Consider the following 20812-nt stretch of genomic DNA (forward strand, 5'->3'; position numbering starts at 1 on the left):
GCGGGGTCAAACATCCACATGGCTCTCGGCGAGGTTCTTCCGTGGGCGCCTGTCGGTCTCGCGAGGCGTCATCCGTCCGCGGCACCCGTCCGAATATCACGATTCAGCAAACTGAATCGATCACTTGAATCGGACGCGTATCGGCGGGAATTGCGGGTGGGTGCGGCGTCCCCGCATATGTGCCAAGTTATTTGATGTGCTTTCAACGTGCGAACTCGTGGAGTTTGGTTCGAAGGGGATTCGTCGGCATGGCTTGAAAGAGATTCACGGAGCGCACAGATTCAGGCGACATCTCCGGCTCAGATCGCTGCCCTGGTACCGGGTGTCACACGATCGGTCACGTTCTGGACCGCCTCGAGGAACACTGGAACCCACCCCGTTGCCCCCAACACGATGGCCGCGTGCCCACCGCGTGCGGTGAAGACCTGGGCGCCGGGTATCGAGTCCGCCAGCTTGCGCTGGCGGCGTGAGGGGATGATGTGGTCTTTTCCGGTCACCACCACAGCAGTCGGAACGTCGACGCCGCCGATCCAGGCCGCAGAGTCGAAACGGCCGAGCTCACCGAGCGCCTCGGGTAGGGACCAGGCGCTGGTACTGCGGAACTCGACCTTGCTCCACGCGGTCGGGTTCGCCACTTCCACCGACGGCAGCTCGGGGAGGGTCTGTGCCAGCCGGTCGACATGCGACAGCGCGAAGCTGGCCAACGGATGCATAGCGGCGGTCATCAGGGGAAAGAACAGTCGCTCACCCTTTTTCCCACGGAAGTTCCTCGCGGTGGAGCAGAGCACCAGGCCCGATACACGCCTCCGGTGCCGCTGCCACGTCAACTGGGCCACTGCGCCGCCCATGGAGTACCCGGCCACGACTGCTTGTTCGATGCCCAGGGCGTCCATCACGGCCACCACATCGTCTGCACAATCGACGAATCGAAAGCGCGACGACCGGATACCCCGCCCATGCCACCGCTGGTCGAACGTGACAACCCGGTAGTGCTGCGACAGCTCGCTGAAGGTGGCGACCCAGCTCAGATACGAGGTGCATCCCAATGCGTGCAGCAACACGATCGTGGGAGCGGTGGGTGAGGGGCCGGGCACGTCGACGACAAATGTCCGGCCGCGCCCGGGGAGCTCGACGATCCGGCCCTCGGGCACGGCGTCGACTGCAGGTGCGGACGGCATGATCTGCTTCAATCCTGCCCCCACCCCGCTGCGTAGGGCGTCGGCACTGGTGCGCGCGACCCGGTTCAGGGCCTTTCCGGCCAGCTGCACTGTCATATGGTCGTCCTCTCGCTCGAACTGCTCAGTCGGGCATGTTCGCCAGTTCATCGAGAGCCGGACGCATACGTGCCACGAGCGGACCGAGATCATCCACCAGGTCCGGGCAGCTCAGAATCGAGACGTTGAGCCGGCCGGCGTAGGACCACGCGGTCACGTTGAGGCCGATACCTTCGATGAGTGGTCCGACGCTGAAGAGATCACTCAGCTTCGAACCGGCGATTGTCACGTCCTGCGCCGGACCCTTGACGTTGGACACGATGACGTTGAACGGCGGCGAGTGTCTGGCCGCCATGTTGTATTTCGAATAGAGCTTGAGGGCTGCACTGAAGGGTGCCGGTGGAGTGAACTGCACCCACTCGGTGAGCATGTGAGGACCCAGGTGCTGTTGCACCTTCTTCGAGGCGGCGGTTGTCCGCGAGATCTCGAGCAACCGTTCACGTGGGTCGTCCACGTCGGTTGCGAGGGTCGTGAACAGATTCGACACCCGGTTGCCGCCGAGACGCGCGGGGCCCTCAGGGTCGTCGGTCGACACCGGAACCCCGGCCAGAAGTGATCCGGACAGGTCCTCGCCGCGCGACCTGGTCCAGTCGCGCAGCGCTCCGGCGACGATCGCCAGCACCACATCATTCACGGTGACGCCGTTGGCTTTTCGCACCTGCTTGATGTCGTCGAGGGGGAGCGTGCACGTGGCGAAGATGCGCGAGGCACCGAGAGCGCCGTTGAACGATGCCCGGGGCGCGTCGAGAACCGGGCGGGGTACCGACACCGAATCACCCCGACGATGCCGCACCACCGCATTGACTCCGGACGCCGTACGCGACAGGAGGCCGTGCACCGTGCCCATCTGGCGGATGGCATCGGACAGGGCAAGTCGGGTCTGCTCGGCCTTGGTGGGCGTCGGTTCGAGATTCCAGCTGTCAGACCTCGAATCCTTCTGTGGCGCAGGGTTCTGCTCGGGATCGTCACTCTGGTCGGTGATGTTGCCCAGCAAAGCGTTGGCTGCGACGCCGTCCGCGAGCGCGTGGTGCATCTTGCCTATCACCGCGATTCGCCCGTCGGCCATGCCCTGGCACACGTGCATCTCCCACAGCGGGATCGACCTGTCGAGCGGGGTTCCCGCGATCTCGCCGGTGACCGCCTCGAGCTCCGCCATACCCCCGGGCGCCGGCAGGTCGTGCAGGAAGAGGTGCCGCTCGGGCTCGATCGGCTGGTCACTGATCCACAGCGGGTGATTGAGCGAGAGTGGTACGGGCAGAGCCCGTCGTTGCAGCGGCGGAAGCTGGCCGAGCCTGGCCAGCATCTGCTCCTGGAAACGCTCGAACGTGAAACCCTCTCGCGGTTCGATGATGGCTATCTTCAGCGTGTGCATGTGCATGGTTGGCGTTTCCATGTACAGATAGCCGGCATCAACCCCTTCCATTCGCTCCATTCCGGAAGTATGGAGGGGTGCGAGGCGCGTCATCGGTGACTTACCCAAACTGTTCCGCGTTTGTCATCACGCGGGTCCGGTGAGTTCGCGTTTGACCACCTTGCCGGTGGCGTTGCGGGGGAGGGCGTCGAGGAACTCGACGTCGCGGGGCACCTTGAAGCCGGCCAATTGGGACTTGACGTGTGCTTTGAGATCGTCGCAGGAAGCATCTTCGCCGGGCTTGAGCACCACGTAGGCCGCCAGTCGTTGTCCGTACTTGTCGTCCTCGACTCCGAGCACTGCAGCTTCGAGGACCGAGGGATGGGCGTTGAGCGTCTCCTCGACCTCCAGGGGATAGACGTTCTCGCCACCCGAGACGATCATGTCGTCGTCGCGGCCGACCACGAACAACCGGCCGTTCTCGTCCAGGCGGCCCACGTCGCCCGACAACATGAAGTCGCCGTGGAAGTCCTTGGAGTCACCCGATGTGTACCCCTCGAAGTGAGAGTTGCTGAAAACGGCTATCTTTCCCACTTCGCCGACAGGCAGCTCGTCGAGGTTGTCGTCGAGGATCCGCACCTCGGTGCCCGCCGCGGGCCGGCCGGCAGTGTCCGTCGCTGCGCGCAGGTCCGCAGGTGTCGCCGTACTGATCAGACCCGCCTCGGTGGCGTTGTAGCTGTTGTAGACCACATCGCCGAACCGGTCCATGAACCCGGTGACGGCGTCGGCCCTCATCCGCGATCCACTGACCGTGGCGAAACGCAATGAACTCAGCTGGTAGCGGTCGAGCACCTCGGACGGCAGATCCATGATGCGTTCGAGCATCACCGGCACGAGCGCGAGACCGGTGGCCCGGTGCTCGGCAACCAACTTCAGCGTTGCCTCCGGATCGAACTTGCGGCGCATCACCACGGTGCAGGTCATCGTCCCGGCCACGGCGAGCTGCCCGAAGCCCCAGGCGTGGAACATGGGCGCCGCGACGACGATCTTTTCTTCCGCCTTCCAGGGGATGCGGTCGAACATGGCCGCGAGCGCTCCGGCGCCCCCGCCACCGGAGCGGCGTGCGCCTTTGGGGGTCCCGGTGGTGCCGGAGGTCAGCAGGACGATACGTCCGGGGGAATCCGGACGTCCCGGACGTTTGGCGCCACGATGCTTGTTGATGAGCCCTTCGACGGTGGGAGCGTCGGTGCCGCTGTCGGTCCACGCGATCACTTCGGCGAGATCCTCGACGTGCGAACGGGCGTGGGCCACCAGATCGGCGAACTCTTCGTCGTAGATGAGGACGCCGGTGTGCTCGCGAAGGAGTACCTCCGTGAGCTGAGGGCCCGAGAACCCGGTGTTCAACAGGAGCGAGTCGGCGCCGAGTTTTGTTGATGCCAAGAGGCTTTCGACGAGACCACGGTGGTTGCGGCAGAGGATGCCGACGGTCTGGTCAGGCTCTCGCCGCAGGTCGCGCAACGCCGTGGCGAGAGCGTCGCTACGGGTGTCGAGCTGCGCCCACGTCAGGCTGCCCAGTTCGTCGACGAGGGCAGTGGCGTTCGGCCGCCGCACTGCTGCCAACCCGAGGCCGGTCATCGGTGTGGTGCCCTGACGCCAGATCACGAGTCCCATCCGCAGGTACTTGTCCGGGCGCAGCGGGGCGAGCATGCCACTGCGGACGAGTACCCCGATGGTCCACAGCATCCGGCGAATTCGGCCAATCAACTCGGTCACGACGTGGCTCCTGATCCTGTGGTCATCCGAGCACCGGGAAGCGGCGTGCCCGGGCCATCTCATCCAATGTGGACTGCATACGGTCGCGGACCACACGATCGACTTCAGCGATGTCGGGGTCGGGTCCGAACTCCGCGACGATGTCGATCGGTTCGAGCACCCGTGTCTCGATCTTGGTCGGCATCGGCAGGTTCGGGGGGAACTGCAGCGACAACCCGAAGGGGAATCCGAAGGACAGCGGGGCGAGCTTGGTCCGCATGAGTTTGTCGAGACGGAGGAGCTTGGCGAGATCCTCACCGCGGCTGAGGAAGATCTGGGCCTCGTGCCCTCCGATGCTCACCACCGGGACGATGGGCACCCCGGCTTCGAGCGCGGTGCGCACGTACCCGGTACGGCCGTTGAAGTCGATGCGATTGGCCGAGGTCGACGGCCGGAACACGTCGTAGTCGCCGCCGGGGAAAACAATGGTGACGCCTCCGCTGCGGAGGAGCTGATCGGCGTTGCGGCGATTGGCCGGAACGAAACCGGCGCGAGCGAACAGCTGTTTTCCCTGGCCGATGAACAGCATGTCGTGCGCCAGCACGTAGAGCGGGCGCTCACTGCCGAAGTGGTCGAAGAACTCCACCGCGATCACCGGTACGTCCATCGCGAGGAGGCCGCCGGAGTGATTGGACACCAGCAGCGCTCCGCCATCGGGCACGTTCGCCATGCCCTTCACCTCGGACCGGAACCAGCCCTTGACCGCCAATCGCAGGATCGGTATCAACCTGGTCACCCAGGCTCCGTCACGCAATTCCCACAGTTCTTCGTCCGACTCTGTGCCTGTGGGTTCGTCGCCGGACTCGCCGGCCGTCTTGTCGGTGCTCATGCGGTCTTTCTCAACGTCGGGGCGCTCATCGATGGACCGAGGATGGTGTGACGGACACAGCGCGCCCAATCGAAAGGTTCTGGCGCAAGCGGGTTCTGGGCCAGTCGATCGGCGAGCACGCTCAGGGCCAGTGGATTGGAGACCAGCCCGATGTGGCTGCTGAGAACCGCGATGTTCTCGCAGTTGTCGTCCTCGTCGAGTGCGCAACTGCGCCAGTTGAGTATCCCGTCGGTCTTGGAATAGATCGCCGTACATCGGACGGGTAGCGGTCCTCGGAGGGTGTCGACGATCTCTCGCGCGTTGTCGACGAGGCCGTACTTGCGTGCGGCGTGCTCGAACATTGCCGTCGTCCTGGTCACCTCACCCTCAGGCCGCCACGGGGACCCCAGGCAGACGACCTGCCGTACCGCGTCGGGACGTTCGTGGCCCAGCCACCGGGCGAGCAGGCCGCCGAAACTCCAGCCCACAACACTGACCGGCACGCCATAGCGTTGGTGAAGTCGGTCCAGTCGGTCGGGTAGCCCCTCGACGATGTGGTCGGTCAATCCGAAGTTACGGCCTAGGTGCCATCCGTGGGCTCGGTAGCCGAGACCGCGCAGATGGGAACGCATCCTGTTGGTGAGGCCATCGGTTGCGTAGAAACCGGGGATCACCAGCACCGGACGTCCCTCGCCCACACCATGGCTCGGGAGGATGGCGTCCACCACCGCCGATGTGGGATATTCGACCATCACGCGAGCCAGTTCGAGCGCGGTCAGCGCGAGAGGCGGTTTCGGAAACCGCTCTGATGACAGCGCGGAGTCATCGTCACGTCGTTCTTCGAAGTCGTACATGCACCATCCCCGAGCCGTGTGTGGATGGTCCCATACTAGAACGTGTTCTCGTTTTCCGTTGCCATATCGCCAGGCGGTGGTCGAACTACGCAGGCGGGGGCGCTTTTCTTACCTCCGGCGTAATCGATTTCGACCACCGATGCGGTGACCCTGAAGGCATGGATATCGATCGACAAGACTCAACCACGACGACTTTGCCCGGCGCGCCGCGCTGGTTACGGGCGGTCCTGATCATGGATCGGGCAGGCTCGTCGTGGTACATCGGACTCGGGTTCCTGTTCGCCCCGCTGTTGGTGGTGCTCGATCCGTGGCCGCCACTGGTCACTGCGGCCTGGATTGCCATCGGTGTCTTCGGCCTGTGGCTGGGCATCCTGGGCATCTTCATGGCGACCGGCCTGGCGCTGATCCTCAAGTCCGGCCGAACCGTTCCCGAGGAGTACTGGCGGTCGGTCTTCGAGGACTTGCCGCGCAGCCGGTGACCTGTGACTAATTCATCGGAAGAGGTTGCGCCCCACGGGATTCGAGCATCTTCGTCATCGTGTCCGACTCCGATTGCTGGACATTGACCATCTGCTGGGCGAGTTGCCGGACGAACTCTTCCTGGACGTGATCGCGCTCGGCCGCGAACTCCATCATCTCGGTCGCGCCTTGATGATGTCGCAACATCAGTTGCAGAAAGAAAGTGTCCAGCTCGGCGCCTTGGAGCGTCCGCAGCTTTGTCATCTCCGCCGTGGTCGCCATCCCCGGCATCGGGGGTGAACCGGGTGCCCTCGGCCCCATCGACATGCTGGGCTCGGTGCTGCCCCCGTGACCGTGCCCGTCACTGTGACCCTGCATCCAGGCCATCGCCTCGTCGGGATTGTCGAGCGGGTAGTCCCAGCGGGTCAGCCACGACTGCATCTGGCCGATCTGGTTGGTCTGCGAGGTGAGGATGTCGTAGGCGAGGGACTGCACCTGCGGGTCGCTCCCGCCGTACAACTCGATCGTCGCCATCTCCACAGCTTGCTGATGGTGATGGATCATGTCCTGCGCGAAGCCCACCGCGGCCGAGTCCTCGGCGGGCCTGTTGTCGTCGTCGCCTTCGAAGCTGATGCGCAGCAACAAACCGACGACCACACCGAGCAGCAACATGGCGACCGCGCCGAGAACCAGCATCGCCGGCAGCTGCCTGCGTTGTGCGTCAGAAGTGGAGGTCTGTTCGGCCTCAGCAGTTCCGGTCCCGGTATCCGACCCGGTCTGAGCCTGTTCGCGGGTGTTCGAGTCGGTGCCGGACTCCGAGTCGTCCATCAGCCCGCCGGTGTGGCCGGGACGGGCTGCTCCGGGGTGGCCGGAGCGGTGGTCATCGGCTGCTCCGGTGCGACCAGGCCCTCCTCGGTGGCGGGGGTGGTGCCGGTGCCGTCCATGGGGATGGCGTCAGCGGGGATCGGGCCGACGTCGGCCGGGGGAGGGTTGTTCGGATCGAACGCGCCTGGCGTCGCCGCGCAGGAGGCCCCGATCTCGGGATACGCGGTGGCGTCGGGCTGGCCGGGGTACACGCCGCTGTTCGAGTTCTGGCGCAGGGCCTCGATGAACTGGTCGACGCGTTCGTCGCCTGCGGAGTCGAGCTTGAGCTGATGACCCCACGACTGCAGCGAGATCGGCGTGTCCAGGCCCGGGTAGGGCGACATCAGCATGTACGACTCGCCCTCGACCTTGTCCTGCAGGATGTCGAGGTCGCCGGGAGCGATGGTGTCCGGGTTGTAGGCGATCCAGACCGCACCGTGTTCGAGTGCGTGGACGGCGTTCTCGGTCCGCAACTGGTTCGGATAGACGATGCCGGTACACGCGGCCCAGACCGCGTCGTGAGGTCCGCCGAACGGAGGTGACTGGTCGTAGGCCACGCGCTGCGTCGGCTGCACGTGCTGACCGGCCGGGTAGTAGATCTTGGTGACGCCGTCGATCTTGTCCGAGGGGTCGGGATTGGACGCCGAAGGTGTGAACTTCGCGACTTCGCGCTGATCGAGATACTTGGGCACCAGGTACGCGGCCAGGCCGCCGACGAGCGCGATGATCACCACCACTGCGCCGATGGTCATCCACGGGATCTGCCGTCCGACGCCCCCCGCCTTCACCACGGGGACCTGCCCGGCCTTCTTCTTGCCGGACTTACCTGCGGTGGACGGCTTCTTGGGAATCTTGTTGCCCTTTTTATCGGCGTCGGCCATGGATCTCTTTCGGTGCAAAAACTGGGGTGAGCGAACGAGTGCGTGCCGGCATGTGAACCGGCGACCGACAGTGTACTTGTGCGCGTCGACGGCAATCGCTGTGCAGGGAGACGGCGATTGTCAATGATGAGGTGCGGGCCAATAGGATGGTGCATCGTGACCCCCGCCGACCTCGCGGTGCTGCTGCATGCCGCCACCTCAACCGTCCTCACCGACCACGGACTCGACCCGTCCGCGCTGCCGGAGAGTGTTGTCGTGGAACGGCCGCGCAATCCCGAGCACGGCGACTACGCCACCAACGTTGCGCTCCAACTCGGTAAGAAGGTCGGCGTCAACCCGCGTGAGCTGGCCGGATGGCTTGCCGCCGAGCTCTCCAGCCGTCAGGGCATCGCCACCGCCGAGATCGCCGGACCCGGGTTCGTGAACATCCGACTCGCCGCCGACGCGCAGAACGTGGTGATTGCCGGAGTGATCGAACGTGGTGCGGCCTACGGGACCGGCACGACCCTCGACGGGCTCCGGGTGAACCTCGAGTTCGTCTCGGCCAACCCGACCGGTCCGATCCACCTCGGTGGCACGCGGTGGGCTGCCGTGGGTGACGCGCTGGGCCGGGTTCTCTCGGCCGAAGGTGCCGCGGTCACCCGCGAGTACTACTTCAACGACCACGGCGCACAGATCGACCGGTTCGCGCGATCGTTGGTTGCCGCCGCACTCGGTGAACCCACTCCCGAGGACGGGTATGCCGGCGCGTACATCGGTGAGATCGCGGCGCAGGTGCTCGAGGCCGCACCCGGCGCCCTGGACCTCCCCGAGGCAGAGCGGCTCGAGACATTCCGGGCCCGAGGCGTCGATCTCATGTTCGCGCAGATCAAGGCGAACCTGCACGAGTTCGGCACCGACTTCGACGTCTACACGCACGAGAACAAGATGTTCGAGAGCGGTCAGGTCGACAAGGCCATCGCCGAACTGAAGGCAAACGGCAACCTCTACGAGAACGACGGCGCCTGGTGGCTGCGGTCGACCGCGTTCGGTGACGACAAAGACCGCGTGGTCATCAAGAGTGACGGCGAGGCGGCGTACATCGCAGGCGACATCGCGTACTTCAAGGACAAGCGTGACCGTGGGTTCGATCTCTGTATCTACATGCTCGGCGCCGACCATCACGGTTACGTCGTCCGGCTGAAGGCTGCGGCCGCGGCGCTCGGCGACGACCCCGACCGTCTGGAGGTACTGATCGGGCAGATGGTCAATCTCGTCCGCGACGGGCAGCCGGTGCGGATGAGCAAGCGGGCAGGCACGGTCATCACCCTCGACGATCTGGTGGACGCGGTCGGTGTGGACGCCGCCCGCTACTCACTCATCCGGTCGTCCGTGGACGTGAACATCGACATCGACCTCGACCTACTCGTCAGCCAGTCGAACGAAAACCCGGTCTACTACGTGCAATACGCGCACGCCCGCCTCGCGGCGATCGGCCGCAATGCCGAGGCCCTGGGTCTCACCGCCTCCACCGGCCACCTCGAGCTGCTGGTGGATCGGGCCGAGGGCGATCTGATCCGTACGCTGGGAGACTTCCCCGCAGTGGTCGCTGCTGCTGCGCAATTGCGTGAGCCGCACCGTGTCTGCCGGTATCTCGAGGCGCTGGCGAGCACGTATCACAAGTTCTATGACCGTTGCCGGGTCCTGCCTCAGGGCGACGAGGAGCCCACCGATCTCCACGCCGCACGGTTGGCTCTGTGCGGCGCCACCCAGCAGGTCATCGCCAACGGTCTGGCGATGGTCGGCGTGAGCGCACCGGAGCGAATGTGAACGCACACCCCGCCGGACCACGGCACGCGGAGGTCGTGGCGGCACCGCACCTGGCCGAAAGGCCCAATTCTCCAGAGGAACTCGCGCAGTTGCCGGAGGCGATCTATCCGCAGGGCACCGATCGCGACGAAAACGGTGTGGCGCAGATCGGCGGCATCGCGGTCACCGAGCTGGCCGAGAAACACGGCACCCCGCTGTTCGTCATCAACGAAGAGGACTTCCGGGCGCGGTGCGCCGAGATGGCGAAGGCGTTCGGATCGGCGCAGCACGTCCACTATGCGTCGAAGGCGTTCCTGTCCACCGAGGTCGCGCGGTGGGTGCACTCAGAGGGTCTCTCGCTTGATGTGTGTTCGGCCGGCGAACTGACGGTGGCGTTGCGTGCGGGTTTCCCGGCCGATCGGATCGCCCTGCACGGCAACAACAAATCACCGCACGAGCTCGAACTCGCGGTCACCTCCGGTGTGGAGCACGTGGTGCTCGACTCCATGATCGAGATCGAACGTCTCGATGAGATCGCCGGTCGACTCGGCGTGGTCCAGGACGTCCTCATCCGGATAACCGTGGGCGTGGAGGCGCACACCCATGAGTTCATCTCCACGGCACACGAAGACCAGAAGTTCGGCTTTTCCTTGGCCGGTGGCACGGCGATGGACGCGGTCCGACGGGTTTTCGCCACCGACAACCTCCGACTCGTGGGGCTGCACAGCCACATCGGTTCGCAGATCTTCGACGTGGGTGGTTTCGAGTTGGCCGCCCACCGTGTCCTGTCCTTGCTGCGGGACGTGGTCTCGGAGTTCGGCGTGGACAAGACCGCCCAACTCTCGATCCTGGATCTCGGTGGGGGACTGGGTATTTCATACCTGCCCTCCGACGACCCGCCTCCGGTTCAGGAAGTCGCCGACAAACTCGCCGCCATCGTCGAACGTGAATCGGCCGCACTGGGCCTACCCACCCCGACCATCGCGGTGGAACCGGGCCGTGCGATCGCCGGTCCGGCCGGTGTCACCCTGTACACCGTCGGCACCGTCAAGGACGTCCAGCTCGGGCCGGGCGGAGCTCATCGCCGTTACGTCTCTGTCGACGGTGGTATGAGCGACAACATCCGCACCTCGCTGTACCAGGCCGAGTACGACGTCCGGCTGGCGTCGCGGGTCTCCACCGCACATGCGGTGGTCAGTCGGGTGGTCGGAAAGCACTGCGAGAGCGGCGACATCGTCATCCGCGACTGCTGGTTGCCCGACGATGTCGGCCCCGGGGACGTGCTGATGGTGGGCGCCACCGGCGCCTACTGCTACTCGATGTCGAGTCGCTACAACATGGTCACCCGACCCGCTGTGGTCGCCACGCGGGGAGGCGACGCGCGAGTGATCCTGCGACGTGAAACTGTTGAAGATCTACTGAGCTTGGAGGTGAACGAGTGACGGACAGCCGAACCAACGACAACGGGGCCCGCGCCATCGGCGTTGCGGTACTCGGAATGGGAAATGTCGGGACCGAGGTGGTTCGTATCCTCACCGACAACGCCGCTGACCTGCAGGCACGGGTCGGCGCCCCCTTGGAACTGCGCGGGGTCGCCGTCCGGAACCTCAACGTTCCTCGTGACGGGGTGGACCCGGCCCTGCTCACCGACAAACCCGAAGACCTCGTTGCCCGCGACGATGTGGACATCGTTGTCGAACTCATCGGCGGCATCGACCCGCCGCGGATGTTGATCCGCGAATCGCTGCAGAGCGGCAAGTCCGTGGTCACCGCCAACAAGGCGCTGCTCGCCGATTACACCGGCGAACTCGCGACTGCCGCGGCCGGGGCGAAGGTCGATCTCTATTTCGAGGCGGCCGTGGCCGGCGCCATCCCGGTGATCCGCCCACTGATGCAGTCGCTCGCCGGAGACACCGTCAACCGTGTCGCCGGAATCGTCAACGGCACAACCAACTTCATTTTGTCCGCGATGGATGCCGACGGCAGTGACTACGAGGAGACGCTCGCAGAGGCAGGCCGACTCGGCTACGCCGAGGCCGACCCGACAGCCGATGTCGAGGGCTACGACGCGGCGGCGAAAGCAGCCATCCTGGCGTCGATCTCCTTCCACTCGAGGGTCACCGCCCTCAACGTCTACCGCGAGGGCATTTCCAAGATCACCGCTGCCGACCTCGTCTCGGCACAGGCCCTCGACTGCACGGTGAAGCTGCTGTCAATTTGCGAGCGAATCGTCGGTGGGGATGGGCAGCAACGCATTTCGGCCCGCGTGTATCCGGCTCTGGTGCCGCTCGAACATCCTCTGGCGGCGGTCAACGGCGCTTTCAACGCGGTGGTCGTCGAAGCCGAGAACGCCGGCCGGCTGATGTTCTACGGACAGGGTGCCGGTGGCGCGCCCACCGCATCGGCAGTGTTGGGAGACCTGGTGATGGCTGCGCGCAACAAGGTGCACGGTGGTCGTGGCCCACTGGAGTCGACGTACGCGTCGCTGCCGATAGCCCCCATGGGTGACGTGCGGACCCGGTATTACGTGTCGATGCGGGTGGCGGACCGCGCCGGGGTGCTCGCAACAGTCGCCGGAGAGTTCTCCTCTCGGGGCATAAGCATCTCGACCGTTCGCCAGGAAGGCGCCGGCGACGACGCCCGGCTCGTGGTGGTCACCCATCGCGCACCTGATGCGGCATTGTCCGAAACCGTTGCGGCACTGGAGAAACTGGAAGCCGTCCTGAGCGTGTCCAGCGTTCTCCGACTGGAGGGAACCAATGAGTGAGTCTGTCGCCGTGCACCGCGCATGGCCGGGATTGATCGAGGCGTACCGCGACCGATTGCCTGTCAAGGACGACTGGAAGGTGGTCACCCTGCTCGAGGGTGGCACGCCGTTGATCGCCGCACCGCACCTGTCCGAGATCACCGGGTGCGAGGTGTACCTCAAGGTGGAGGGCCTCAACCCGACCGGCTCGTTCAAGGACCGTGGGATGACGATGGCCGTGAGCAATGCCGTCAACAACGGGAAGACCGCGGTGCTGTGCGCGTCCACCGGGAACACCTCGGCCTCGGCCGCGGCGTACGCAACCCGCGCAGGCATCACGTGCGCAGTCCTCATTCCGGAGGGCAAGATCGCAATGGGCAAACTCGCCCAGGCCGTGATGCATGGTGCCAAGATCATCCAGGTGCAGGGCAACTTCGACGACTGCCTCGAACTGGCTCGCAAGGCCACCGCCGAGTGGACCGAGATCGAGCTGGTCAACTCGGTGAACCCAGCCCGCATCGAAGGTCAGAAAACGGCCGCCTTCGAGATCATGGATGTGCTCGGCAGGGCTCCTGACGTGCATGCGTTGCCGGTGGGGAACGCGGGCAACATCACCGCGTACTGGAAGGGTTACACCGAGTACCACCGCGACGGTGTTGTCGGGTCGACCCCTCGGATGCTCGGCGTGCAGGCGGCCGGCGCGGCTCCTCTGGTCACCGGCAAACCGGTCAAGGATCCCGAGACGATCGCCACCGCCATCCGGATCGGCTCACCCGCCAGCTGGAACCAGGCAGTTGCCGCCAAGGACGAATCGGGTGGCCGATTCCGGGCTGCCACCGACGAGAAACTGCTCGAGGCCTACCGGCTGATCGCAGGCCACGAAGGTGTCTTCGTCGAGCCGGCGTCGGCGGCCAGTGTCGCCGGACTTCTTGCTGCCCGTGAAGAGGGCTGGGTGTCCGCGGGCGAGCTCGTCGTCTGTACCGTCACCGGCAACGGCCTCAAGGATCCCGACACCGCGTTGGCCGGCATCCCGCCGGTGGAGGCCATCCCGGTTGATCCGGTGGCTGTCGCACGCGCGCTGAATGTGGGCTGATGGGAACCGATCATGACGGTGTGGGCAACGCGGACTGATGAATCCTCTGGCGATGACTCGCACGTGGCCGGGCTCCGTCGCGAAGGTGTGGACGTGAATCCCGTTCTGCCTGCGGGGGTCCAGGCGCAAGCGCGTGTTCCCGCGTCGAGTGCCAATCTCGGTCCCGGGTTTGATTCTCTGGGTATCGCTTTGGGAATCTACGACGACATCTCCGTCACCGTCGGTGGCGATGCACTGCGCATCACCGTCAGCGGCGAAGGCGCCGAGGGAGTACCGCTCGACGAGCGACACCTGGTGGTCCGGGCGATCAATCGGGGGCTGGCGGCGGCCGGCGTCACGGCCCCGGGCCTGGACGTCAAGTGCCGCAACAGCATTCCACATGCCCGTGGTCTGGGGTCGTCGGCGTCCGCAGTTGTCGGCGGGCTTGCGGTCGCTGCCGGCCTGGTCCGCGCCGCCGGCCTGGGAACACAACTGTCCACCGAGGCGTTGATCCAGCTGTCGTCGGAGTTCGAAGGCCACCCGGACAATGCCTCGGCGAGTGTGCTCGGTTCGGCCGTCGTCTCCTGGTCCGAACCCACCGCGGGTGTCCACACCTCCGACGTCGCGGGGGATTCACCGGCACTCAATTATTTCGCGAGGGCGCTGGAGCTGCATCCAGCTATTCGCGCCTACGCCATGATTCCGCAGGTCGAGTCGTCGACCGCGGTCACCCGTGGGTTGTTGCCGGACGCTGTGTCCAGGGCGGATGCGGTGTTCAATGTCAGCCGCGCAGCTCTGGCCGTGGTCGCGTTGACGACCGAACCCCAGTTGCTGATGGCTGCGACCGAGGATCGACTTCACCAGGACTACCGGGCCCCGGTGATGCCTGCGACGGCCGCCCTGGTGCGATGGTTGCGCGAGCGGCAGGTACCGGCCACCGTGTCGGGCGCCGGGCCCACCGTGCTGGCGCTGACGGCGTCGGAGCTACCACCTCAGACCCGCGACAAGGCAGCTGAGCTGGGATTTGTTCTGCAGGAAGTAGAGATTGCACCCGGAGTAGTCGTACACTGACGACGACGGGTGCAACTTAGATTGATTCGCAGTTTGTGAACACGCCGCATTCTGTGGGTGTTGCCCGAACTACTGATCCTGGTTAGCATGTACCCGTCCAGCCGCGGATGTTTTCACCCGAGCGTGCTTCTCATCGGATGTCAAATTCGAATCACAGCCCGCGGGCGCCAGTCCGTGAAATATAAAGCGCGGCAAACGACACACGCCTCATAAGACCGCTGAAAAAGTAGCGGCACCTCTCACCTGGGCTCCGGGTGCGAGAACTTTGGCCCTCGCGAATCTACCGGCGGGGGAAGGAAAGGATATCCGTTGACGGATACGGACCTGATCACTGCACCGGGCTCGGAGAACACGCTCGACCTCGGTGGAGTTGACACTCCGAAAGCCGAACGTCGCCGTGGGACCGGGCTCTCGGGAATGGTTCTGACTGAACTTCGTGGCCTGGCGGGAGAGCTGGGCATCAAGGGCACGTCGGGTATGCGCAAGAGCGACCTGATCGCGGCCATCAAGGAACGCCAGAGTGGCGGGGCGTCCAGCGCACCTGCCACCAAGGGCAAGGCGGCCTCGAGCAAGGCGCCCGCAGACAAGACCTCGGCAGGAACGGCGCCGTCGGACGACGCACCGACTGCCTCTGCCGAGAAGCCGCAGGTCAAGGGCGCCTCCGCCCCTGCGGAACCCGCCGCCGAAGCAGCGACGAAGACCACCGAGACCACCAGGGTCGAACCCGAGCGGGCGGCCACTGCGGCACCCGCCGAGGAGAAGGCCGCGCCGAAGACCGACGAGTCTTCCCAAGACGGTGACCAGGCAGACGGCAACGATCAGCGGCGGCAGCGTCGTCGTGGTCGCGACGGGCAGGCCGCAGGTCGAGACAACCGCGAGGGTCAGGGCCGGGACAACCAGGGCCGGGACAACCAGGGCAAGGAAAGCCAGGGTCGCGAGGGTCAGGGCCGCGACAATCAGACTCGCGAGGGTCAGAGTCGCGACAACCAGGGCCGCGACAACCAGGGCCGCGACAACCAGAGCAGCGGCTCGAGCCGCGACAACCGGAACCGCGACGACCGCAACCGGGACGACCGGAACCGCGACGAACAGGGCAACCGTTCGGAGCAGGGAAACCGCTCCGAGCAGGGCAACAGGAACCGCAACCGGGGCGATCAGGGAAGTGGCCAGAACAGCGGCCCCCGTGACAACCGCGACAACGGTCCCCGTGACGACGACGAGGACGGAGACGGCCGCGGCGGTAGGCGGGGACGCCGTTTCCGTGAGCGTCGTCGCGGACGTGACCGCGGCGAAGGCGGCGGCGGCGGTAACGAGCGTGAGCCACAGATCTCCGACGACGACGTCTTGCAGCCGGTCGCGGGAATCCTCGATGTGCTGGACAACTATGCGTTCGTCCGTACGTCGGGCTATCTCGCCGGACCGAACGACGTCTACGTGTCGATGAACCTCATCCGCAAGAACGGGCTGCGTCGCGGCGATGCGATCACCGGGGCGGTCAAGGTCCCGCGCGAAGGTGAGCAGTCGAATCAGCGTCAGAAGTTCAATCCGCTGGTACGGCTCGATTCGGTGAACGGCGCAGACGTCGAGACCGCCAAACGCCGGCCGGAGTTCAACAAGCTGACCCCGCTGTATCCGAATCAGCGTCTTCGCCTGGAGACCACCAGCGAGCGCATCTCCACCCGCGTCATCGACCTGGTCATGCCGATCGGCAAGGGACAGCGTGCACTGATCGTGTCCCCGCCCAAGGCCGGTAAGACGACGATTCTGCAGAACATCGCCAATGCCATCTCGATCAACAACCCCGAGTGCTACCTCATGGTGGTGCTCGTGGACGAGCGGCCCGAAGAGGTCACCGACATGCAGCGGTCGGTGAAGGGTGAGGTCATCGCCTCCACCTTCGACCGCCCGCCGTCAGACCACACCTCGGTGGCCGAGTTGGCGATCGAGCGGGCCAAGCGTCTCGTCGAAGACGGCAAAGACGTTGTGGTGCTGCTCGATTCGATCACCCGACTGGGTCGTGCGTACAACAATGCGTCGCCGGCATCGGGCCGGATCCTGTCCGGTGGTGTCGACTCGACGGCGCTGTACCCACCAAAGCGTTTCCTCGGTGCTGCCCGCAACATCGAGAACGGTGGCTCGCTCACCATCATCGCCTCGGCTCTGGTCGAGACCGGTTCCACCGGCGACACGGTGATCTTCGAGGAGTTCAAGGGCACCGGCAACGCCGAGCTCAAACTGGACCGCAAGATCTCCGAGCGCAGGGTGTTCCCGGCGGTCGACGTCAACATGTCCAGCACGCGTAAGGACGAGTTGCTGTTGTCGCCCGAGGAGTTCTCGATTGTGCACAAGCTGCGGCGCGTGCTTGCCGGCCTTGATTCGCAGCAGGCGATCGATCTCCTCGTGAGTCAGCTGAAGAAGACCAAGAGCAACATCGAGTTCCTCATGCAGGTACAGAAGACCGCACCGGGAGCCATGGGCGACGACTAGTCGCCGGCTCGCAGCCACCGAACCCACCTGATCCCGTGGGCCCACCCGTCAAAAGGGCGGGCCGAACGGGATGGGTGGGTTCGTGCGTGGTGGCAGTGATCAGTTCTCCGGCAGGGTGCCGGGGCGCGGATCGAACGGTGGGGGATCGAGCTGATCGAACGCGCCGGACGCCGCGCACGTGGCCCCCGGTTCGGGGTAACCGGTCTCTTCGGGGGCTTCCGGGTAGACACCGCTTTGGATGTTCTGCTTCGTTGCGGTGATGAATTGATCGATACGTGGGTCGTCGGCATCGTCGACCTTGAGCTGATGTCCCCACGACTGCACCGACACCGGTCGGTCCAATCCGGGGTAGGGCGAGAGCAGTGTGTAGTCGACTCCGTCGACGCGCTCGGCGAGCGATTCCACGGCCTCCGCATCGAGGTCTTCCGGGTTGTAGGTGAGCCAGACCGCTCCGTGTTCGAGTGAATGCACGGCGTTTTCCGAACGGATGCCCGCGTTGTAGACCACCCCGGTGCAGGCGGCCCAGACCGCGTCGTGCCGCCCGCCGATGGGCGGGCTGAACGAGTAACGGACACGATCGGTGGGGACCACATGAAGAGCAGCGGGGTAGTACCTTTTCTCGACGCCTTTGATGTCGTCGGTGGGATCAGGATTGTCCGCCGATGGGCGGAAGCTCGACACCGATCCGGAGTCCGCTGATTCGGGCACGGGATCGCCGGAACGCTCGAATGTGCAGGCTCCCAGGCCGAAGACCAGCACGGTTGCTGCAGTCGCGAAGTTTATTGCCCGTGTCATGGATCTGCCTGCCGTAGAGGACGTCGCGGAATGAAAACGATTGTCAGGTCGTTCCACTGATCATGCCGAGGATGTATACCCGCCGTCGATCGCTTGAATATTAGCGATTCGCTGACGTGGCAGCGGCTCTGGCATACTGAACGGTCGAGTCCGGTTCCGGTTCACACCTTCGATCCGCGAAGGTGACCCGGCGACCATTGAAAGGGACACCAGAATGAAGCAGGGAATCCACCCCCAGTACGTCGAGACCACTGTGGTCTGCGGCTGCGGGAACACCTTCACGACCCGCTCCACCAAGGACAACGGTCGTATCAACGTCGAGGTCTGCTCGCAGTGCCACCCGTTCTACACGGGCAAGCAGAAGATTCTCGACACCGGTGGCCGCGTCGCACGCTTCGAGAAGCGTTACGGCAAGCGTCCGGCGAAGAAAGACGCTGCAGCCGAGAAATAGCTTGAAAGTCCGGCGTCTGGTCTGCCTGTGCGGCAGGCCAGGCGCCGTTTTCGTCGAATCCCCCGGTTGACCTCATCAGCCGTCGGTCATAACTTTCTCGAGTAGGAACAGGTCATGAGCAGCCCCGAGCCGTCCGCGATCGACGACATTCTCGCCGAGCATGCAGGCTTGCAGTCGCAGCTCTCCGACCCTTCCCTGCACGATGACCCCGCTGCCGCGCGCCGCGTGGGCAAGCGCTTCTCCGAGCTCGCGCCAATCATGGCCACGTACACCAAACTTCAAGCAGCACAGGACGATCTGCAGGCGGCACGCGAACTCGCTGCGGACGACCCGGCATTTGCGGCCGAGATTCCCGAGCTGGAGAAGACCGCCGCCGATCTCGACGCCACCCTCACCGACCTGTTGTCGCCGCGCGATCCCCACGACGGCGACGACGTGGTGTTGGAGATCAAATCGGGTGCAGGCGGCGAAGAGTCGGCCCTGTTCGCCTCGGATCTGGCGCGGATGTATCTCAAGTACTGCGAACGGCACGGCTGGAAGGCCCAGACCCTCGGACTCACCGAGTCCGATCTCGGCGGGTACAAGGACGTCACCATCTCGATCAAGTCGAAAGGCGACGGTCCGGACGGCGTGTGGGCGCGATTGAAGTTCGAGGGTGGCGTACACCGTGTCCAGCGTGTGCCGGTCACGGAGTCGCAGGGGCGTATCCACACCTCGGCGGCCGGCGTACTGATCTATCCCGAACCCGATGAGGTCGAGCAGGTGCAGATCGACGACTCCGATCTCCGCATCGACGTGTACCGCAGTTCGGGCAAGGGCGGACAGGGCGTGAACACCACCGACTCCGCGGTCCGGATCACCCACTTGCCCACCGGGATCGTCGTGACCTGTCAGAACGAACGATCGCAACTGCAGAACAAGGCCCGCGCGATGCAGGTCCTCGCTGCGCGCCTGCAGGCGGCGGCCGAGGAGGCAGCCAACTCGGAGGCGTCGGAAGGGCGGGCGGCGCAGGTGCGGACGGTTGATCGTTCTGAACGGATCCGCACCTACAACTTCCCGGAGAATCGCATCACCGACCACCGGATCGGTTACAAAGCCAGCAACCTCGACGCCGTTCTCGCAGGTGACATGGACGCACTTCTCGACGCCCTCAGAGCCGCCGATCGCCAGGCCCGCCTCGAGGCGGAGTGAACGCGCGCGAACAACGCAGGGCCGCAACGACCGAACTGGCCGCCGCAGGTGTCCCCAGCCCGGACGTCGACGCAGCGCTTCTGCTGGCTCACGTGGCCGGCACATCCGTGGGCGGCCTCGTCACGGTCGATGAGCTGACGCAGCAGCAGACCGACACGTACCGCGCGATGATCGACCGGCGGTGCGCGCGTGAGCCCTTGCAGCACATCATCGGTCGCGTCCAGTTCGGCATGGTCGATCTGGAGGTCGGCCCCGGGGTGTTCATACCCCGGATGGAAACCGAGGCGCTGCTGTCGTGGGCACTGGAGGCGATTGCCGACGTTGCCGAACCGGTGGTGGTGGATCTGTGCAGCGGAAGCGGTGCACTCGCCTTGTCCATCGCGGATGGTCGGCGCGACGCCGTGGTGCACGCCGTCGAGATCGCCGACGAGCCACTCCGATGGCTTCACCGGAACCTCTCGCGGATGCCCGATCAGCTCGCGGATCGAGTCGAGGTGCATCAGGGCGACGTTCGGGACCCGGCCGTTCTGACCGGTATCAGAGCCGATGTTGTCGTCGCCAACCCGCCCTACATACCCGAGACAGCCGAATTGCCGGTCGAGGTGATCGACCACGACCCGCCCCTCGCGCTGTTCGGGGGAGCGGACGGGATGTCGGTCATCGGCCCGATGATCGCCACCGTCGCCCAGCTCCTCGAGGCGGGTGGCAAAGTGGCCATCGAGCACGACGACAGCACGGGACAGGCGGTGGTCGATGTGCTGACCGCCGATGGCCGGTTCGATTCGATCGCCCAGAACCACGATCTGGCCGGACGGCCGCGTTTTGTCACCGCCACCAGAACGACGACGTCCCGCCGCATCTGACCGGCGGGTACGTCGCGGATGTGGGCCAAGGGGACCATGCAAGGA

At 65.2% G+C, this 20812-nt stretch carries 18 protein-coding genes; 10 read left to right on the forward strand and 8 right to left on the reverse strand.

From position 1 onward, the window contains the following. Window positions 1-299 precede the first annotated feature (299 nt). The 5 genes from CSW57_RS13720 to CSW57_RS13740 form a co-directional block, all read right to left on the reverse strand. Window positions 300-1274, reverse strand: a complete 975-nt coding sequence (locus CSW57_RS13720; protein ID WP_099383227.1) for an alpha/beta fold hydrolase — start codon at window positions 1272-1274, stop codon at window positions 300-302. 25 nt (window positions 1275-1299) lie between these two features. Beyond that, window positions 1300-2706, reverse strand: a complete 1407-nt coding sequence (locus CSW57_RS13725; protein WP_189339250.1) for a WS/DGAT/MGAT family O-acyltransferase — start codon at window positions 2704-2706, stop codon at window positions 1300-1302. A 66-nt stretch (window positions 2707-2772) separates the two neighbouring features. Next, entirely contained in the window at window positions 2773-4368 is a 1596-nt protein-coding gene (locus CSW57_RS13730; RefSeq protein ID WP_223249257.1) for an AMP-binding protein, read from the reverse strand. 52 nt (window positions 4369-4420) lie between these two features. Then, entirely contained in the window at window positions 4421-5266 is an 846-nt protein-coding gene (locus tag CSW57_RS13735) for a lysophospholipid acyltransferase family protein (RefSeq protein ID WP_099383230.1), read from the reverse strand. Continuing rightward, on the reverse strand, window positions 5263-6099 hold the full coding sequence (locus CSW57_RS13740) for an esterase/lipase family protein (protein ID WP_099383231.1): 837 nt from the start codon (window positions 6097-6099) through the stop codon (window positions 5263-5265). Before CSW57_RS13740 ends, CSW57_RS13735 begins: the two co-directional genes overlap by 4 nt. A 158-nt stretch (window positions 6100-6257) precedes the next feature. Between CSW57_RS13740 and CSW57_RS13745 the strand changes: the two genes are divergently transcribed. After that, window positions 6258-6578, forward strand: a complete 321-nt coding sequence (locus CSW57_RS13745) for a hypothetical protein (RefSeq protein WP_099383232.1) — start codon at window positions 6258-6260, stop codon at window positions 6576-6578. Between the two features lie 7 nt (window positions 6579-6585). Here the strand turns inward: CSW57_RS13745 and CSW57_RS13750 are convergent, their stop codons facing one another. Next, window positions 6586-7386, reverse strand: a complete 801-nt coding sequence (locus tag CSW57_RS13750) for a DUF305 domain-containing protein (protein ID WP_099383233.1) — start codon at window positions 7384-7386, stop codon at window positions 6586-6588. Further along, the gene (locus CSW57_RS13755; RefSeq protein WP_099383234.1) at window positions 7386-8303 is read right to left on the reverse strand and encodes a DUF3105 domain-containing protein; all 918 of its coding nucleotides are present in this window, start codon (window positions 8301-8303) and stop codon (window positions 7386-7388) included. The genes CSW57_RS13750 and CSW57_RS13755 overlap by 1 nt, the downstream gene beginning before the upstream one ends. A 156-nt stretch (window positions 8304-8459) precedes the next feature. On the opposite strand from CSW57_RS13755, the gene argS reads away from it, so the two are divergent. The 6 genes from argS to rho all read left to right on the forward strand — a co-directional run bounded on the left by argS (window position 8460) and on the right by rho (window position 17467). Continuing rightward, window positions 8460-10112 (forward strand): arginine--tRNA ligase, encoded by a 1653-nt coding sequence (gene argS, locus CSW57_RS13760; RefSeq protein ID WP_099383235.1) that lies wholly within the window; start codon window positions 8460-8462, stop codon window positions 10110-10112. Continuing rightward, window positions 10109-11533, forward strand: a complete 1425-nt coding sequence (lysA, locus tag CSW57_RS13765) for a diaminopimelate decarboxylase (RefSeq protein ID WP_099383236.1) — start codon at window positions 10109-10111, stop codon at window positions 11531-11533. Before argS ends, lysA begins: the two co-directional genes overlap by 4 nt. Further along, complete coding sequence (locus tag CSW57_RS13770) at window positions 11530-12858, forward strand: homoserine dehydrogenase (protein ID WP_099383237.1); 1329 nt, start codon at window positions 11530-11532, stop codon at window positions 12856-12858. The genes lysA and CSW57_RS13770 overlap by 4 nt, the downstream gene beginning before the upstream one ends. Then, complete coding sequence (thrC, locus tag CSW57_RS13775; RefSeq protein ID WP_099383238.1) at window positions 12851-13930, forward strand: threonine synthase; 1080 nt, start codon at window positions 12851-12853, stop codon at window positions 13928-13930. Before CSW57_RS13770 ends, thrC begins: the two co-directional genes overlap by 8 nt. Before the next feature lie 93 nt (window positions 13931-14023). Then, window positions 14024-14980: a homoserine kinase gene (gene thrB / locus CSW57_RS13780; RefSeq protein ID WP_099383398.1), complete on the forward strand. Its 957-nt coding sequence runs from the start codon at window positions 14024-14026 to the stop codon at window positions 14978-14980. 309 nt (window positions 14981-15289) lie between these two features. Then, on the forward strand, window positions 15290-17467 hold the full coding sequence (gene rho / locus CSW57_RS13785) for a transcription termination factor Rho (RefSeq protein ID WP_099383239.1): 2178 nt from the start codon (window positions 15290-15292) through the stop codon (window positions 17465-17467). 99 nt (window positions 17468-17566) lie between these two features. On the opposite strand, the gene CSW57_RS13790 is transcribed toward rho, so the two are convergent. After that, window positions 17567-18262, reverse strand: coding sequence for a DUF3105 domain-containing protein (locus tag CSW57_RS13790; RefSeq protein WP_099383240.1), 696 nt, complete (start codon window positions 18260-18262; stop codon window positions 17567-17569). A 214-nt stretch (window positions 18263-18476) separates the two neighbouring features. Here CSW57_RS13790 and rpmE point away from each other — a divergent pair, with 214 nt between their 5' ends. From rpmE to prmC, 3 genes are all read left to right on the forward strand, one after another. Further along, window positions 18477-18713 carry a 50S ribosomal protein L31 gene (gene rpmE / locus CSW57_RS13795; RefSeq protein WP_062800230.1) on the forward strand — a complete coding sequence of 79 codons (237 nt, stop codon included), beginning with the start codon at window positions 18477-18479 and terminating at the stop codon, window positions 18711-18713. Window positions 18714-18827: 114 nt separating this feature from the next. Further along, entirely contained in the window at window positions 18828-19904 is a 1077-nt protein-coding gene (prfA, locus tag CSW57_RS13800; RefSeq protein ID WP_099383241.1) for a peptide chain release factor 1, read from the forward strand. Beyond that, entirely contained in the window at window positions 19901-20767 is an 867-nt protein-coding gene (gene prmC / locus CSW57_RS13805; protein ID WP_099383242.1) for a peptide chain release factor N(5)-glutamine methyltransferase, read from the forward strand. The genes prfA and prmC overlap by 4 nt, the downstream gene beginning before the upstream one ends. Window positions 20768-20812: the final 45 nt, after the last annotated feature.

Source organism: Williamsia muralis, from assembly GCF_002735905.1.
GTDB lineage: Bacteria > Actinomycetota > Actinomycetes > Mycobacteriales > Mycobacteriaceae > Williamsia > Williamsia muralis_A.

What these genes read in the sequence shown, in the direction of transcription:
- CSW57_RS13720 (WP_099383227.1), bottom strand. Translation starts at nt 1,274, where the DNA reads ATGACAGTGCAGCTGGCCGGAAAGGCCCTGAACCGGGTCGCGCGCACC.
- CSW57_RS13735 (WP_099383230.1), bottom strand. Translation starts at nt 5,266, where the DNA reads ATGAGCACCGACAAGACGGCCGGCGAGTCCGGCGACGAACCCACAGGC.
- prfA (WP_099383241.1), top strand. Translation starts at nt 18,828, where the DNA reads ATGAGCAGCCCCGAGCCGTCCGCGATCGACGACATTCTCGCCGAGCAT.
- CSW57_RS13750 (WP_099383233.1), bottom strand. Translation starts at nt 7,386, where the DNA reads ATGGACGACTCGGAGTCCGGCACCGACTCGAACACCCGCGAACAGGCT.
- rpmE (WP_062800230.1), top strand. Translation starts at nt 18,477, where the DNA reads ATGAAGCAGGGAATCCACCCCCAGTACGTCGAGACCACTGTGGTCTGC.
- CSW57_RS13790 (WP_099383240.1), bottom strand. Translation starts at nt 18,262, where the DNA reads ATGACACGGGCAATAAACTTCGCGACTGCAGCAACCGTGCTGGTCTTC.
- CSW57_RS13740 (WP_099383231.1), bottom strand. Translation starts at nt 6,099, where the DNA reads ATGTACGACTTCGAAGAACGACGTGACGATGACTCCGCGCTGTCATCA.
- CSW57_RS13730 (WP_223249257.1), bottom strand. Translation starts at nt 4,368, where the DNA reads ATGCTGTGGACCATCGGGGTACTCGTCCGCAGTGGCATGCTCGCCCCG.
- CSW57_RS13725 (WP_189339250.1), bottom strand. Translation starts at nt 2,706, where the DNA reads ATGGAGCGAATGGAAGGGGTTGATGCCGGCTATCTGTACATGGAAACG.
- CSW57_RS13755 (WP_099383234.1), bottom strand. Translation starts at nt 8,303, where the DNA reads ATGGCCGACGCCGATAAAAAGGGCAACAAGATTCCCAAGAAGCCGTCC.
- thrC (WP_099383238.1), top strand. Translation starts at nt 12,851, where the DNA reads ATGAGTGAGTCTGTCGCCGTGCACCGCGCATGGCCGGGATTGATCGAG.
- CSW57_RS13745 (WP_099383232.1), top strand. Translation starts at nt 6,258, where the DNA reads ATGGATATCGATCGACAAGACTCAACCACGACGACTTTGCCCGGCGCG.